Genomic DNA, 16,332 nt, shown 5'->3' with positions numbered 1-16,332 from the left:
AGAAGGGAAGCCGCCAGACACGATGTGTTTTCTATTTATCATTATCAGAAATCGTCACTTTCTTGGTATACATCGAAACGGTGCGTGATCAGATTGGCAAACGCCTGGCTCGCAGCGCTTCGATATGCGCCACGGCGCCACAACAGTACCGCATTGCGTTGCGGTAACGTAGGTTGAATGGCAATGGAATAGAGCCTTGTCTGTTCGTGGGCTATGACATCAGGCAACAAAGTTGCGAGTCGTCCCCGACGGATAATTTCTACGATTGCACTGACGGAGTTGGCCTCAATTGCAATGTGTGGCGTGATCCCCTGTTTCTGGAAGTACAAATCAATATGGTTCCGCGTTGCAAAGTCTTTACTTAGTAGCGCTAACCCTTCATGTTCCAACATTTTCGCCGTTAATGATGTTTGTTGACCAATGAGTCGATGCGATTGACCAACGATCAGGCTGAGTGTTTCGATGAACAATGGTTCGCTATCAATGTCGGGGGAGCGCACTTCTGAGAACGCGATGCCGAGATCGAGCTGGTTCTCTGCTAAAGAGACTTCTATCTGATCTTGTGTCATTTCCTTAATATTCAACGTAATTCCTGGATAAAGCGCGTTGAAACGTTCTACCCAAGGGCCGATGAAATAAGTAGTGAAGGTGGGTGTCATTGCTAGCCTGAGCAATCCGCGGCTTAAATCCTGCACATCATGAATCGCACGCTGTCCGGCATCCAGATCCTGCAACGCACGACGGGCGTAACTTGTGTATACCTCGCCAGCGTCAGTCAGTCGTACAGTCCTTCCAGAGCGATCGAACAGTTGCACGTGCAGTGACTCTTCAAGTTGCCTGATTTGTTGCGATAGGGTTGGTTGTGAGATATGAAGTTCCTCTGCGGCGCGTGTGAAGTTCTGATGTTTGGCAACTGCCAGCAGATAACGAATGTGTCGTAGCAGCATATCAATTAACTATTTGAAAATAATATGGAAGTAATGACATCCTGATCTTTGAGACTATAGAAATATTCGCTCATTTTTCACCTGTTGGCTGTCTTATCGGCCACGATGGGGTGAAGACTATAAGGGCTTCCTGAACATGTCAACGCCGTGTTGTACCTTTAGTGTTAGCGTTGGTGGTATTACCCCGTAGCTTATCTTGAGCTGATCACGAAACTTGGTTACATCATGTAAACACTATGGCGTCATCATTTGTCGTTTATAAGATGTAAATAACAAAAAACAAATACGTTGCCGCAGAACGACAATAAACTATTGGAAAATACTATAGCGATGATAGTAATCCGATCTTTGACGCTATAGATAAATTCGTTCATTCTTTATCCATTCGCTTTTTTATCGATCACGATGGAGTGAAGACATGCAGGATATTATTGAAGGTTTTTTACAATTCCAGCACGAGGTATTTCCAAAGTGTTGCGAGCGTTTCAAGCGGCTTGCCGCCAGCCAAAATCCGCGTACTTTGTTTATTGCGTGCTCCGACAGCCGTGTGGTTCCAGAGCTTCTGACTCAGAGTGAGCCAGGTGATCTGTTCGTAATACGCAATGCTGGTAACATCATTCCGTCGTACGGTGCAGAATCTGGCGGTGTTTCCGCTACCGTTGAGTATGCGATCGCTGTGCTTGGGGTCACTGACATTGTGATCTGCGGACATTCAGATTGTGGTGCTATGACCACAATTGCGACCTGTAAATGTATGGATCATCTTCCCGCGATTACCAGCTGGTTACGTTATGCGGATTCTGCGAAAGCGATTAATCAGGCACGTGAGCATGTTAGTGAGATTGCTCGACTTGACTCGATGGTGCGTGAAAACGTAATCGCTCAAATTGCTAATATCAAGACCCACCCGTCCGTGGCGCTTGGGCTGGAACAGGGACACTTGAATCTACACGGCTGGGTTTACGATATAGAGGCTGGTTCGATCGATGCTCTAGACGGCTTGGTCGGCCAATTTGTTTCGCTTGCGGACTATCCACATGTTTCTGCAACACAATCCGTGTTTCACCACGGCATTTAAATAGCTTATTAATCCAAAGGAATCATTATGACACAATCTCAATACTCCCAAACTCCCAGGCTGGTCCTTACTGATGCTATCATCGACGCTAAGATACGCAAGAATTTGACGTTTGAAGATATCGCACAAGGAACTGGTCTGAGTCTCGCATTCGTCACCGCAGCATTGCTCGGCCAGCACCCATTGCCAGCCGATGCTGCGAGGATTGTGGTTGACCGGCTTGAACTTGGCGAGGATGCACTCCTTCTGCTGCAAACCATCCCTGTACGTGGCAGTATTCCCGAGGGTATACCGACTGATCCGACTATTTACCGATTCTATGAAATGTTGCAGGTTTATGGTTCAACCCTTAAGGCGCTTGTCCACGAGAAGTTTGGTGATGGCATTATCAGTGCGATTGACTTCAAACTTGATATCAAAAAGGTCGATGATCCTAATGGCGGTTCGCGTGCTGTCATTACGCTAGATGGGAAATATTTGCCGACTAAACCGTTCTAAAGCAATTGCAATTGTTGGCATCAGCAAGAGGTTTGAATTTGAGAGACAAATCTCTTGCTGTTTCAAATTAAAGTTTATTAATTAGCCATTTCGGGTTTTTTATAAAATGTATTTGAGATTCAAGTATATAACTAATTGAGTTATGGGTAAGTGTCGCATTTGGTCCGTTGATAATAATTGCTACATCTGTGGCCTGTGATATATCTGTATTTGGTGTACTTTTATTCATCATAGTTCTCCAGAGGATTAAAGGGATTATGGCAGGTCTGAAGGGATTATGGTCCCGGCAGGATAAAACGACGGGTCCGCGCAGAACTGATCAATAACCTGCATCAACTGCGAAGGACGCTCATAAATGACCGCATGTCCACACTCTATCTCTGTATAGCGTGCGTCCTGAATGGCACCAAACAGATCTTTGCTGTGACGGATAGGTATCATTTGATCGTGTGTACAGCCGATAATTAGCGTTGTGGCTTTTATCGTAGGAACAAGTTGGGAGATATCAACCCGGCCATTAAGATCCATTTGTAACGCTTCAAATTCCCCCGGCACAGCATTTTCAAATCCGATTGCAAGCTGATCTGGAAGCATATTGACATGATTGGGAGAACTGAAAGCGCAAAATATCATAAAGTCTGCAATAGAGGGTGATTGGATCTCATATAACTGACGCCAGACAGATAAAAATCGTGCTAACTGTGAATCTGTTTTCACCCATCCTGCGATCAGAACCAAATTACGAACCAGGTCCGGACGCTTAGCGGCAACAGAAGCAGTAACGACAGCACCCAACGAGTAACCTATCAGTGTGACAGACTCCCCCGACGCCGCTGTTTCAATAACGGCTTCGACCTGTTTTTCAAGATGTTCAAGGGTAAGCGTTTCGTTTGCTTTTACTGGTTGAGAAAAATCCAGGGATATAACTCGATTTTCCGAGGCAAGTAGTTGAAAGAGATAACCGAAATGTATCTCTGTGCTGCCGCCAGTGCCATGTACCAAGACGATAGGATTTCTCTTGGCGCTATTCTTAATTGGATCGAGAGGTTGGGATGTGAAAAATTTTACATCTTTTCCATCTACGTTTATGACATTTTCGTTGATATTAAATTTTTGTTGGGACTTATTCATGGTAATTAAATCTCTCCTGATAGGTATGAGTTATATAGAAGCCAAATATATACCCGTCATCTTTCAAGTTGCCTCTTTGTTGGCTGCACTCACTCACCCCGGTCACATAGTTATCTATGCTCCCGAGGATTCGCTCCCTTGCCGTCGCGATGCATCTTGAAATCCATAGGGTATAGATAATTAAACAATGATCTTGTTAGTTGCTTAATTAAATTAATAACTAAGTATAGAGTTATTGTCAAATTATAAAATTAAAATAGTATTGCGCTTGAATATTCATATTATTACAAATTCCAATATTAGGTCTTGTTTATTGTATTTTTGCGATATTGCAGGCAGGGGAAATAAGTTGCAATCTATTAATTAAAATGAAAGTTTTTTGTCAGGCTGAATGGGGAATATCAAAATATTAAAAAGATCATATGCTGGATTGTCTTATTAATTTCTTATTTCACATTGACAGGATTTCATCCTCATACCATAGTGATTACATCACTTGTTTTATGTGATTGCATTATTAAATAATTTGATTAATCTATTGCTTGGATATTATTGATTATTTATATAATTAAGAGTTATCAGTAATACACAAAAAATTATTTTTCGAAATATTTTATAAAGTATTTTTTTCGCTCTGATAGCATTCTATTACAACGTTCGACTCGGTTTATACAATCTATCAGCGTGTGTAGTCTGCTTCGGAAAGATGAAATTGAATGGCATCATCGGATATTTAACGCACCTATCCAGGAGATGAAAAATGTCTACTCAAATCGTGAATGAACCCGATCCGCAATATGTGGTGGCAGAAGGTGAGAAACGTGCTATACGCACGATTAAGCTATTTATTTCTCTGGGCTTTATCGCAGAGGCTGGATTTCTTTTAATGAGTTTTATTTTATTTCCCGACAATGGCCCTCTGGTATGGCGTCTCGTATGGGCGCTTGGTTTATGTGGTATTGGCATGGGGGCCGCCGTTGGGGGACTGACTTACTTGGTATCAGCACGTTTCACGCCAGGAAGTACCGGCGCTTATATCATGACCGCCGTGAGTAGCGCTCTGTTATTCAGTGTTTGCCAAACACTTTGTTGGGGCTTGGACCACAACGTGGGGCTGAATTATTGGGGTTCAATAGAAATGCCGTTGCTATTCCTGATTAAAGGATATACTGCCGCACTTATTGCTGGCATTTTGGGTAGTTTTCTTCTTAACTCAGTAACTGGTGCGAGATTTCTTGCTCGTCTCAAGGTCTTTTAGTGAATAAGAAATTAACTTTGCCTAACAGTTTCGCTATTTCCATATTTCTGGCTGTGTTGGCTGCATGCCTGAATCTTATATTATGGCGCGCTGATATTTTGGAAATGGCACATAGCGTCCCGCTAAAGGGGTTAATGATTATTTGGTATCTCTTGGGATGGGGTTTTGCTCCGGGTTGCCTGACCGCGCTCACCATCAATTCAATCAGGGGAAGATTACCTCAGAGGGTAGGGGCGGTGGTTGCCATGCTTATAAGCTTTCTGTTGGTTACAGGGATTTGCGGCTTGGTTTATGCTTACCTGACAAACTCCGCTTTTATGCAAATTGCTATGGGAGGCATGGCTAATCATCATTCTTCGGTGAATCACGGAACTATTCTTGGTTTTATTACGCAATTGCTGCCCAGTTTATGTGCAACTGTTATTTCAATCATGAATGCTTTTTCGATAAAAATGGGGAAGCAGTTTAGGTGATAAGGTCCAAATAAATTCTTGGTGGTTAAACCGCTATTATTATGTTGACAATTTATTACTTGTGAATTCGCTTCCAAAGCGTAGCTAGTCGACGGTTCTTCTCCCATCTTATCATGGTGCTCAGTCCCCCCGTCATAAAGCGAAAGATATTAGGCCCTAGTTTTGCGAATGCAAGATTGGGGCTTTTTCACGATATAGCTTTACAGTAAGCTTTTTAAGTCCACTGGTGCTCCTTATCCTCTCTGTGTGCTGGATACAGAGTTCACTGGCGTCGACTCCTCTACTGTCGGATATTGTTAGATTTATTCCTCCAATTACTCTGGCTTTTCGTTACAGTCGTGCCTTTAAGCCCAAAGGAAAAATTTTGACTGATGTGTAGGAACGTCATAAATCGACAAATAGACGAAAAGGAAACCAGCAAATAGACGCTATGAAAACCAGCATTTAGACGATAGCCATAGCCAACAAATAGACGGAGCAATTTAAGCTTCATTCTCCACATTGAACATAAAAGAACAACCTTGAGTAACGCACTACACCCAAGATACATAGCACCACAGCTCAAGGCAGCATTGGCTGATACACCAGTGGTGTGCTTGCTTGGTCCTCGCCAAGTCGGCAAAACAACGTTGGCGAAATCTCTAGAGCCTGGGCGGGCTTACCTAACTTTTGATGACAGCACTCTGCTTAACACAGCTAAAGCCGATCCCACTGGATTTGTACAAAGCTTGCCAGAACGTGTCACACTGGATGAAGTACAGCGTGTGCCAGAGATCTTGCCTGCCTTAAAAGCAACTATAGACATTCATCGTCGACCGGGGCGGTTCATACTAACTGGTTCAGCTAATTTGCTGTTGCTGCCTGGAGTACAGGAATCACTAGCAGGTCGCGTCGAAGTAATCTTTTTGCAGCCACTTTCTGAACAAGAAAAGCAACATAGTCCAACATCGCTACTCGAACAGCTGATCACTAACAAAATTTCTCCTTCAATCAAAGGGGAACAAATCCTCATTGAAGGCGTAGCAGAAGCTGTAGTACAAGGAGGTTATCCAGAGCCGAATATGCGCAGTGAGGCGCGAGCTCGTCAGTGGTATAAGCAGTACCTCAACGCCATTATTCAACGTGATGTGAAAGACGTTGCAGCGATTCGAGATGAAGACGAATTACTGAGACTCATTAAGATCCTCGCATTGCGTACTGGTAGCCTTTTGAACATCAGTGGATTAGCGAAAGATGTAGGTCTTCAGCGAGAAACCGTTGACAAATACATCACCATTCTAGAGCGCTTGTTCTTAGTGAGACGCTTACCGGCTTGGCATAAAAACCAAGCCAAGCGTTTAATAAAAGCTCCTAAAGTTCATGTAGTAGACTCCGGTTTAGCTTGTGCTTTAAACAATATGAGAGTCGACGATTGGCATAACCTTAGTAATGACTTTGGTGCAGTACTCGAAAGCTTTGTGGTGCAACAATTGATCTGCCAATCAGGTTGGGGAGAACATGAACTGCACTTCTCCCACTATCGTGATAAAGATCAGGTTGAAGTTGATCTGGTTATTGAAGATGGTCGAAGAATCTGGGGGGTTGAAGTTAAAAAAGCGGCCAGCATACAGCCGAAAGACGGTATGGGGTTGGCAAGATTAGCTTCACTGGCTGACAGAGATTGGCAGGGAGGCATCTTACTTTACACAGGTAACAATTGTCTGCCAATTAGCCACGTACCGAACACATTTGCAGTACCAATGAATGTGCTTTGGGGGCATTGATATCTACCACGTTCTAAAGGACGTCTTAATTCAGCCCAAACTTCACTTGAAACCAGCCTCCATGCAGATAAATACTGAAAAATTAATAAATTGCAATTTTTTAGTAAAAAATGATTGAAATATACTAAAAAATAAGCAAGACTGTTTTTACTACATTGTTAGATATATTTAGTAAAAAGAAAGGAACCTCACAATGATAAGTGAAGCTTTGGTAGAACTAGCCCTGCGTACTTTATCCTGCACCCAAAAAGAATTGGCCAGTCGACTTGGGGTATCTCCCACTCAGATCACTAAATGGAAAAAAGGTGAACATATGTCGCTGGATATGGAAAAGAAACTCCGGGATGTAGCAATGATAGGTGAACTGGACCCTGAATTTATTCTCTGGGCGGGTTCTTATGAAGAAGCTGTTAAATGGCAAAAACTCATATACCGTCTTGCTGACATGGCTCACGAGAATGCAGAGACTGGGTATATTACTGACCCCTTGCAGGACGAGATGGATCTCTTATGTTCAAGTGTTTCCAGTGTACTTACAAGTATGGGGATAAGGTCGCCGAAGTCATTCCCTGAAGAGCTGGACGTTGATGAAGATGAAGAATTCTGGGATGCAGTAGAAAAGGATAATTACGCTAATATCATCTACAAAATCTTCAATGCACTTAATAATGTTTATGGCTTCTACGCTGCTTACATTTCTGACTTTATCTATGATGAAGAGTTAGATTTATTTGAAACAGAGGCAGGAAACATTGAGTCCTGCTTGGTTGATCTAGCGGCCTGTAAAATTGAGGTTGATACAAAACTGGCTCCTAGGTACAAAGAATTCAAATATAATGTTATGAAAGATTACGAAGAATGGCTCAATATTGTTAAGGATAAAGCGTTTCGGGCCGGCGTTCCTCTTAGGGCAGAACTGCTCGCGTTAATTTATGATTCTGGTGACAATCTCGGTCTTGAAGCCGAAGCAGAAAGTTTGGGGTTCAATTCTTCACGTATTCATCCAGATATTTATATGAACGAACTTCTGGTTGGTATGCGTACAATTCACCAGGTTCTTCCTGCGATATTGAAGAAGCTGGAAATTGATAAAGAATTCCAACTAGATCCATCTGCTTTTCATATAGGATAATTCTGCTATTAAACACCCGCTCATCTGGCAGCCCCCTAAAATCAGGGTGTTCTGCCAGATGTATAACGAGTGATGGGTATTTTCATCCAAGCAGATCACCCAATAACCCCCTGTGATATCAAGATGCTTGCTAGCCTGTATTTCTCCCTGATTGGTAAGATTATCACGGATTTTGACTGACAGGATTGCCTTCTTTATCGTAAGGCTCCGGTGAACTCACCTTGCGTTGTCAGATAACAACAAAATGGGATGTTAACTGAAGGGATTCTCCAGCTAGGGGAGCAGCTCATTCAACCGATTGTTCGGCCAGGCCGGTAACCGGGTAAGGACATCACGTAACCAGAACCAGGACTCATATCCGCTGGCTTTGGCGCTTTCCAGCAGGATCATTATCATGGCGGCCCGTTGCCTCTCAGGCAGCAAGCCCGCAAAAAGCCAGTTCTTTCGGCCGACCGTCACGCCCCGGAGGGCATTCTCTGCCCGGTTGTTGTCTATCGGCACCCGGCCATCATCCAGATAACACACAAGGGCCGACCAGCGCTTCAGGGGATAATCTATCGCTTTGCGTAACCCGGAGTTGGGGGCCGTTTGGGCCTGAGTCGTCTGCAACCAGGCTCGAAACTCATTCAGCCACGGCCGGGCATGCAGCGCATTGTAACCCGCATAATCATCCGTCACTAATGTGCCGCCTGACCAGTCTTTCGGCATGCTCTGCGCATAACGGCCACTGTGCCGCCATTGGGTCACAGGGTGTTGTTTTTGCTCCGGGGTATATCGGCTACGGCTCATGGTGTCAGTCTCCAGGTGAAGATAAGGAAGCGGTAGCGTGCAGGGGCTGGAAGGGAAAGACAAGGTGAGTTCACCGGAGCCTTAGTACGCCAGGCAAGCTGGCGATAGAACAGAGGGTGAAAGTCCCTTCCGGGTAAGAGCTAGCCACTCGCCCGGTCCTTTAGCTATGCGCGACTGTGGGTAACTACTGTCGTGAAGTATTAGCGAAGGCACTCACAGGCTAGGTATTGAGCCACGAAATCGGTAAATCGGAGGTGGTGATGCAGTTAAGGGAAGCAGAAACTTACAATGGTCAGGGTGTATTGGCGAAACTTGACTATACCTCCCGGGGTCGGAGGCCCTGTGCATGTGAGGAAGTTCGTCGCGCGGAACCTGGGAGATCCTGAACGGTTTCCCATCTTGAGCAGTTGGGACGATAAGGTCTAAGTGTCAAAGCAGAGGCTCTATTGAGATCAGGAAGTCGGACGGGAGTATAGTACCGAGAAATCAGTGAACAAAACAGAAAACAATGTGGCGGAATTGATGGAGGGAAGGCTCCCGACCAAGGGGAACAGCCAACAGTGCGCCCGTATCCGGACACAGAGCCGGGGAAATACGACGTTACGCTTGCTGGCTGTGCGAAAAGCAGCAAAGAAGGATAGGAAACAACAGTTTACTCACCTTTTTCATCACATCAGTGAAGAACTGTTATATCAGGTTTTTCAGCAACTTAAACGCCAGTCGGCACCGGGCTGCGATGGTATCACATGGGAAAACTAGGCAGAAAATCTGCAAAATAACCTCCATGCGCTCCACGGCAGACTTCATCGGGGGCAATACAGACCCCAGCCGGCAAGGCAGGTGATGATCCTGAAAGAAGACGGGACAGAAAGGCCATTGAGTATACTGTGTCTGGAGGACAAAATCGTGCAGCAAGCGGCTGTCACGGTCTTAAATCAAATCTACGAGACCAATTTTCTCGGCTTCTCGTGTGGGTTCAGACCGGGCAGAGGGCAGCACGATGCTCTGGACGCGCTGAATGTGGCAATTATGGAAAGGAAAGTCAATTGGGTGCTGGATCTGGACATCAGTCGGTTCTTCGATACTGTGGAGCATGACTGGCTCATCCGCTTTATTCAGCACAGGATAAGGGACGGTCGGATGTTGCGATTAATTAGGCAGTGGGTCACGGTGGGGATAGTTGATGAACACGGCCACCGACAGAAGTCGCATTGTGGCACGCCGCAAGGTGCTGTCATATCGCCACTGCTGGCGAATATTTATCTGCACTACAGCTTTGATCTCTGGCTCAACGCATGGAGAAAGTAGGTGCAAGGAGAGGTGGTGATGATGCGGTTCTGGGCTTCCAGAATCATCAGGATGCTCGGGCGTGCCAATCCCTGCTACAACGACGTCTGATGCAGTTTGGGCTGAAGGTACACCCAGCGAAAACCCGGCTGGTACGATTTGGCCGCTTTGCGTTAAAGCAATATGAGGAGTGACCGGAGAGGGGCAAGCCGGGGACGTTTGATTTTCTGGGATTTACGCATTATATAGGACGACTACACACGGGCGAGGATGCGGTGATGCGCAAAACTCAACGAAAACGACGTCAAACACAACTGAAGCGAATAAAGCAGGGGCTGCGGCAACGGCTGCATAACCGCCCGGAAGAAACGGGACGGTGGCTGAAACGAGTGGTAGAAGGGCACATCAATTACTATGGCGTCCCCTTCAACAGCAGAGCATTGTGTCAATTTGTGGAAGAAGTGAAGCAGATGTGGTTGAAGTCACTGAGACGGCGAAGCCAGCGGCACAAAATGACGTGGTCGCGTTACAGTCAGTTAGTGAATAAATGGATACCGTCCCCCCGAATTGTACATCCTTATCCTTTGCAGCGCTTTTACGCCAAACACCCGAGGTAGGAGCCGGATGCGTTAGTAGCGCACGTCCGGATCTGTGCGGGGGGGGGTAGCCGGTAACGGCTATTCCTACCGCGACCCGTTTGAATAAAGGTTTGTCATCTGCATACACAGGCTGAATAACAAATACAGCCCATCCGGCCAACCCTGTCATTATTTTGCCAAGGGGCACCATTGCCATAATTAAACCGATTCATGATCTTAATTGTGATTAAAATTTTTAGGGAAAATTTGAGAGGCAGTATTTTAGATTAAGTTATGTTATTTTCGATATAGTGATTTGATTTTGAGTCAAAAATGGAAATATTTAGATTAACCAGCTTTAAAACACAAAAATACCGCACCAAATTAGCATTAGATCAATCCATTACAGGTCAAACTAAGTGATTATGTAGTGGCGTATGAATTTTCGACACCTCACAAGCCTGCTATCAACCTTCATCATATAATTATTATCCCACTCTACCTTCTGGCGCCTGGTTTTCACGCTTACTTTAGCTGTTTTCTCATTTTTGGGCAGGTTAAGGGCTATTTTATTCATGAATGCTATGTTTTCAGCTGCATGACTGCTGCTGTCTTTATGTACTGGAAACAACACTGTGGGTCTGATTGTTCAAATTAGACCCGCAGTGTGTTTCCTTCCGTACTGTATTGACGGGGGAATCAAGCCCGTCTATGTCGAAAAATCCCGGCTTTGAGCAGACTGTTTCCTCATCACGGGGAGCATAAAAATTTGTGGGGCACTTTAGTTAGTTGGTGGTAAAATAGGAAACGCAACCCGCCCGCTATCAATTATCGAGCCATGGATATTGATACCGTTGACATGGCTCCTGCTTTTAGGCACTATAAGAAGGCTAGGAATCTGAGAGGATCCACACCTCATCTCCCAATTTCAGTACAGTGCCAAAGGCTAAGTGGTTGGAATACGTTCATTACATTCTCCTACCTTTGCCATAGAAAATGAATATGGCGATTAAAATAAAGTTAAAAAGATGCCCACTTTTTTAACTGTGCACTATAGCTTAGCATCTTAGAGTCAACCTGTTTGCGCTATAATTTTGTTGGAAATTTCTTCCACCTCATACAATTTGTGGATCGTGATATCATGAATTAATGTTGGCTTAAGCGGGATGATAATGTCGTGAATTGGGTTGTGTAACCACAGAGCTACAAAATAACACCAAGGTAAATTAAGTTGCCTCACTTCATAGCTTTGCTGTTGAACTCTGCTATCCATTTCTGCTGCAAGGAGCGCCTCAACTGTCGAGACGGGTATTGGGCCATCAAGGGTCATTGAAGAGACGATGAGATTTTCATCGTGCATGTTCAAATGGAGATCGGACACAACAGAGCCGTCTGACCACAATAGATACCGCCAACCTGTAGCGCGGGCAGCCTTGATCAAGGATTTCGTTTTTTCAAATTCATTGTAATCGACATAGTACATTTTAATCGGGTTCGACGATGAGACGTCGTTGGTATTTATTTTATTGTTTGTATCAGCTTCGCTAAGCGAGCCTCCATCTATAATATCTTGTAAAAAAGAAACTATAACACTATCTGCCCCGCTTGGAGCACTCACAAAGTTAATAGTCATTTGCGTACCTCATGTATTATATTGGTTTTTTAGTAAAGTAGGTCTCTGCCCATCTAGCCATTGGATCACCATAGTAATATGACGGGAATGTATCGAAATTCTCCAACGTTCTCGTATTGCTCCACGGGTCGCATACTTCCCAAACTCCATGATACGGCTTTTCATTGAATACAGATGATATCACCACTGCGTGCCCCTTAGCGTTACCTAATTTGGCAATTGGGTGCGAGAAATAAACGGCAATGACAAATGGCTTATCATTTAGTAGTTCTGTCATAAGAGCAGGTACATAACCTTTTCCTAGTATTTTTTGCCCCAACGCCCCTATCACCGCCAAGGAGTTGTCTGGATCTCCCTCCTTATTACAATTATTCTTTGGAAGGGTGCGATAGGGAGCTACACAAGTTCCAGGCGTAATATTGTTGGATTTCTCATAAATTGACGCTTGTCGGTGAGAATACGGCGTCTGCGCATAATAACTGCCTATACTTGCAGCCACAGCGACCCAGCACCAATACGTTTGCTCCTGAATCTGCGAGTACCCTTTACTCCAGAAATCCGTTAAGTAGCCTGTCTTCCCATCAGAATACAAGATGTTGGTTTCTATGCTACGTTTGGAAGCGGAAAGCGCCACTTTTTTTAAAGAAAGGCATCTCGGTAAATTGCCATTTTGAATATCAGTCATGTTGTCCTCACTTGTTGAAAATGTGACTCCAGTTTTAGAGTTTTAAATCACGAATCTTATTGGATTGTATGTCTGCAAATACAATATAAGATTTATTTTTTTGTTATAAAAATGTAAAATTTATCAGAGGTACATTAATAAATTAACCTTATATCTTGATTATTCTAATTTTCGCAGAGCGGTAATCTCCTGACTGATCATCAGGAATGCTATTGATTGGATGAATCCTTATCCAACGTGTCAGAACAACATCCTGTGTTTTACGAAGATGAAGTTGATATTGACCTTATACCCCAAAATCTGAGCGGACTGGTGTCTGAAAGGGCAACAAAAACGGGTCATGACGCCGGGAAAAAATCAAAAATACTACCTTGCGGACTGCCTTGACGCCCAAACAGGCCAAGTGACTTATGTCAGCGGTATAAAGAAAAATTCTGATTTATTTATCAAAATGTTAAAGAAACTGAATTGCCAATATCGCCATGCAAAAAACATCACGTTGATTTTAGATAACTATGGCATTCATAAAAGTCGGAAAGTCAGGGCATGGCTAAAACAAAATCCTAAATTTAATCTGTTGTTTTTATCGGTCTATTCGCCATAGATAAATAAGATTGAACGCCTATGGCAATCATTGCATGAAACTGTCACATGGAATCATTGTTGTCAGTATATGTGGCAATTCTTGAAAGGCGTTGAAAAATTCATTAACTCATTTATAAAAACTTATTTATCTCTTATCCCCAACCATAATTTACGTTAAAATAAATATAAACAACTAAAAACAAACATACACTATAAATAAAAAATAATATTATTTATCAAAAATAAGAAGGGGGCACGTATTCAAAGTGTGTATTATGAATTTAATTGTATTGCATCTAATGCTGTTTAGTGCATATAAATTGCAGTAAAACCTTAATCGTAGAGTTGTACTGCAATCACAGTTTTCAACACATTAAATACATAACCAAGAAGGGATAAAAAATGTCACATATTCTTCCAACGTCAATTTTAATAAGTACATTGCCAAACAATAAAATTGCATTTACTGCACATAATGCAACAACGGTTATTAATTTTGAACCACTAGATTATACCTCAGAAATAGGAAATACATTAATTCTCGCTGGGCAGGCTTTGATCACAGCAAATTCTCGTAATGCTCCAGGCTTTTTCTTAATTGAATATGAAACAATCAATGGTTTAAATTTTTATAGAAGAATGGTTATACCAATTGCAGAAATGCCTTAATACTGACCCTATAAGCAAGAGAGCATGAAAAAGCGTGGGGCAGTCATCATCAAATGCTCCCCGCTGACGATAGAATACTGACATTATTTCACTACGTCTCCATCATCCGCTTTGCTATGAAAATGTACACGATTAAGCTCGCTGTTCGTGGTGTCAGTCCCATGGTCTGGCGTCGGCTGAGGATTGCTACTGATACGTCACTGGCTGCGCTTCACTACATTATCCAGATAGTACAGGGCTGGGATGATGATCACCTTCATCAGTTCCACATTTATGGCAAAGACTACGGCATCTCTTACGAAGGAGGCATCGCTTTCCCGGATAATCCGTACAAGGTCGTGATTGATGATTTTGCTTTTGATGTCGGCGATCGCTTTGCCTATCAATTCAACTTATTTGATAACTGGCTTCATGACATTCGCATTGAGACTATCCATGATAATTCAGACCTGAAAACACCATTTTGTCTGAGTGGTCATGGAATGCCGGGGGGGGCGACATGGGCTGATGAAGTGGACAAAGTCCTGGCATTATTTCGTGCGATTGCGGATGACTCGACCACGGTCGGTGATATTCGTCCCTTTATTGATGCACTCGATACCGTCCGGTTCAACCGATAAAAAGTCAATCAGCGGCTGAGGCAGCTTAATCTTTCTGCTCCGGCCCTTGAGCCGGAAGTACTCTGGCTGTAGGCCACCTGTCTATAAAGGTATACCTTTATCATAAACAGGATCTTTAGCGCCAACCGGTTATTTTAGATAGAAAAAAGGCTTTATTTATGATCTGATAATTGTCGCCAAACAAAATACCGAGATCAGAGAATAAAGCCGATGACAATTATCTCCACAAAACTTCAGTTAATGCAATTCTTCAGTAACACTTTTCTTGAAAAAACCGCCCGCTGATGTGGCTTTATGGAACGACTCAGAAATATTGGGCCACAGTCTCTGGTTCTCAGTCTGATAGCCGCTCTGAGCAAAGGAAACTGTCCCTCCATCGCTGACCTGCACTGGCAATTCAATGGCATGTGTCTGAGTGAAAAACACACTGTCGCCTATAAGCCCTTTCATAATCAGTTGCGTAAAAGCGCTTTCGCCGATTTTATGAGGACACTGGTGACGTTCGCCATGACTCAGTTGATTGAAAAAGCTTTGCCCCCTTACCCAAAAATTCAGCCAGTTTGACGATATCCTCTTGCAGGATGGCAGCTCATTCAACGTTCATCCCGAGTTAGCCGGGGTTTTTCCCTGTCGTTTCAGTCCCTTGAAGGCGGCGGTTAAGTGCCATATGACCCTGTCTTTGTTCAGCCAATCGCCTATCGCCATGACGGTGACCGCAGACACGGCCTCCGAGCGGGCTTATCTGCCTGCCCCTCACACCTTACGCAATACATTGCTGTTGGCGGATGCCGGTTACGTGGATTTCGGGTACTTCGAGCTATTTTCCCTGTCCGGGGGGCATTTATCGTGCGGGGAAGCCAATTGCTTAATCCCCTGATTGTCAGCGCCCGAAATGGACAGGGGCGACAATTACCGACACTGGCGGGCAAAAAACTCCGGGAGATTAGTCGCAAAAACAACCGTGCTGAAGTACTGGATTTCACCTGTCGGCGTGGCCGATTCGAATTTCGGGTCATCCGACGTTGGTTTGCGCAGGAAAAACGCTTTTGTTTTTGGCTCACCAATCTGCCGCCATCCCACTTTACCGCCGATGACATCTTCGGCACTATCCCGACGCCATCATACAGGTTAGCGGACTTTTCCCCTTGATTTAGCAGCCTTTTTCTCCACCGCTTTTTCCCGCTCTGTTAAAGAACATGCCAACTC

At 44.0% G+C, this 16,332-nt stretch carries 15 protein-coding genes and 3 pseudogenes; 13 read left to right on the top strand and 5 right to left on the bottom strand.

Features of this window, described 5'->3' with window-relative positions:
* Positions 1-44: 44 nt before the first annotated feature.
* Entirely contained in the window at positions 45-947 is a 903-nt protein-coding gene (gene cynR, locus ACGF5R_RS15695) for a transcriptional regulator CynR (RefSeq protein ID WP_262981101.1), read from the bottom strand.
* Positions 948-1,365: 418 nt separating this feature from the next.
* On the opposite strand from cynR, the gene ACGF5R_RS15690 reads away from it, so the two are divergent.
* Positions 1,366-2,025: a carbonic anhydrase gene (locus ACGF5R_RS15690; RefSeq protein ID WP_262981100.1), complete on the top strand. Its 660-nt coding sequence runs from the start codon at positions 1,366-1,368 to the stop codon at positions 2,023-2,025.
* 27 nt (positions 2,026-2,052) lie between these two features.
* The gene (gene cynS / locus ACGF5R_RS15685) at positions 2,053-2,523 is read left to right on the top strand and encodes a cyanase (RefSeq protein ID WP_112878389.1); all 471 of its coding nucleotides are present in this window, start codon (positions 2,053-2,055) and stop codon (positions 2,521-2,523) included.
* Between the two features lie 255 nt (positions 2,524-2,778).
* Here the strand turns inward: cynS and ACGF5R_RS15680 are convergent, their stop codons facing one another.
* Positions 2,779-3,654, bottom strand: coding sequence for an alpha/beta fold hydrolase (locus tag ACGF5R_RS15680; RefSeq protein ID WP_112878388.1), 876 nt, complete (start codon positions 3,652-3,654; stop codon positions 2,779-2,781).
* Between ACGF5R_RS15680 and ACGF5R_RS15675 the strand changes: the two genes are divergently transcribed.
* The 5 genes from ACGF5R_RS15675 (at position 3,653) to ACGF5R_RS15655 (ending at position 8,280) form a co-directional block, all read left to right on the top strand.
* On the top strand, positions 3,653-3,814 hold the full coding sequence (locus tag ACGF5R_RS15675) for a hypothetical protein (RefSeq protein WP_262981099.1): 162 nt from the start codon (positions 3,653-3,655) through the stop codon (positions 3,812-3,814). The genes ACGF5R_RS15680 and ACGF5R_RS15675 overlap by 2 nt on opposite strands.
* Before the next feature lie 600 nt (positions 3,815-4,414).
* Positions 4,415-4,912, top strand: a complete 498-nt coding sequence (locus ACGF5R_RS15670) for a hypothetical protein (protein WP_112878387.1) — start codon at positions 4,415-4,417, stop codon at positions 4,910-4,912.
* Complete coding sequence (locus ACGF5R_RS15665) at positions 4,912-5,385, top strand: hypothetical protein (RefSeq protein ID WP_112878386.1); 474 nt, start codon at positions 4,912-4,914, stop codon at positions 5,383-5,385. The genes ACGF5R_RS15670 and ACGF5R_RS15665 overlap by 1 nt, the downstream gene beginning before the upstream one ends.
* A gap of 521 nt (positions 5,386-5,906) precedes the next feature.
* Positions 5,907-7,148, top strand: a complete 1,242-nt coding sequence (locus ACGF5R_RS15660; RefSeq protein ID WP_387691657.1) for an ATP-binding protein — start codon at positions 5,907-5,909, stop codon at positions 7,146-7,148.
* A 193-nt stretch (positions 7,149-7,341) separates the two neighbouring features.
* Positions 7,342-8,280, top strand: coding sequence for a helix-turn-helix domain-containing protein (locus tag ACGF5R_RS15655; RefSeq protein ID WP_387691655.1), 939 nt, complete (start codon positions 7,342-7,344; stop codon positions 8,278-8,280).
* A gap of 273 nt (positions 8,281-8,553) precedes the next feature.
* Here ACGF5R_RS15655 and ACGF5R_RS15650 read toward each other — a convergent pair.
* Positions 8,554-9,009, bottom strand: a pseudogene (locus tag ACGF5R_RS15650) (transposase); the annotation flags it as partial.
* Positions 9,010-9,591: 582 nt separating this feature from the next.
* On the opposite strand from ACGF5R_RS15650, the pseudogene ltrA reads away from it, so the two are divergent.
* Positions 9,592-10,973, top strand: a pseudogene (gene ltrA / locus ACGF5R_RS15645) (group II intron reverse transcriptase/maturase).
* Positions 10,974-12,006: 1,033 nt separating this feature from the next.
* Here ltrA and ACGF5R_RS15640 read toward each other — a convergent pair.
* Positions 12,007-12,567 carry a hypothetical protein gene (locus ACGF5R_RS15640; protein ID WP_262981093.1) on the bottom strand — a complete coding sequence of 187 codons (561 nt, stop codon included), beginning with the start codon at positions 12,565-12,567 and terminating at the stop codon, positions 12,007-12,009.
* 16 nt (positions 12,568-12,583) lie between these two features.
* Positions 12,584-13,252 (bottom strand): papain-like cysteine protease family protein, encoded by a 669-nt coding sequence (locus tag ACGF5R_RS15635; protein WP_262981092.1) that lies wholly within the window; start codon positions 13,250-13,252, stop codon positions 12,584-12,586.
* Positions 13,253-13,468: 216 nt separating this feature from the next.
* Here ACGF5R_RS15635 and ACGF5R_RS15630 point away from each other — a divergent pair.
* The 5 genes and pseudogenes from ACGF5R_RS15630 to ACGF5R_RS15610 all read left to right on the top strand — a co-directional run.
* Positions 13,469-14,015, top strand: a pseudogene (locus ACGF5R_RS15630) (IS630 family transposase); the annotation flags it as partial.
* Positions 14,016-14,239: 224 nt separating this feature from the next.
* Positions 14,240-14,506 carry a hypothetical protein gene (locus ACGF5R_RS15625; RefSeq protein ID WP_112878381.1) on the top strand — a complete coding sequence of 89 codons (267 nt, stop codon included), beginning with the start codon at positions 14,240-14,242 and terminating at the stop codon, positions 14,504-14,506.
* Between the two features lie 53 nt (positions 14,507-14,559).
* Positions 14,560-15,126 carry a plasmid pRiA4b ORF-3 family protein gene (locus ACGF5R_RS15620; RefSeq protein WP_387691653.1) on the top strand — a complete coding sequence of 189 codons (567 nt, stop codon included), beginning with the start codon at positions 14,560-14,562 and terminating at the stop codon, positions 15,124-15,126.
* Between the two features lie 294 nt (positions 15,127-15,420).
* Positions 15,421-15,690 (top strand): hypothetical protein, encoded by a 270-nt coding sequence (locus ACGF5R_RS15615; RefSeq protein ID WP_387691651.1) that lies wholly within the window; start codon positions 15,421-15,423, stop codon positions 15,688-15,690.
* A gap of 96 nt (positions 15,691-15,786) precedes the next feature.
* Complete coding sequence (locus ACGF5R_RS15610; protein ID WP_387691649.1) at positions 15,787-16,275, top strand: hypothetical protein; 489 nt, start codon at positions 15,787-15,789, stop codon at positions 16,273-16,275.
* The last annotated feature ends 57 nt before the right edge of the window (positions 16,276-16,332 follow it).

The sequence above is a fragment of the Photorhabdus sp. RM71S genome (genome assembly GCF_042879355.1).
GTDB lineage: Bacteria > Pseudomonadota > Gammaproteobacteria > Enterobacterales > Enterobacteriaceae > Photorhabdus > Photorhabdus kayaii.
The sequence above is the reverse complement of the archived record's forward strand: the minus strand, read 5'-3'. Positions and strand labels throughout refer to the sequence as shown.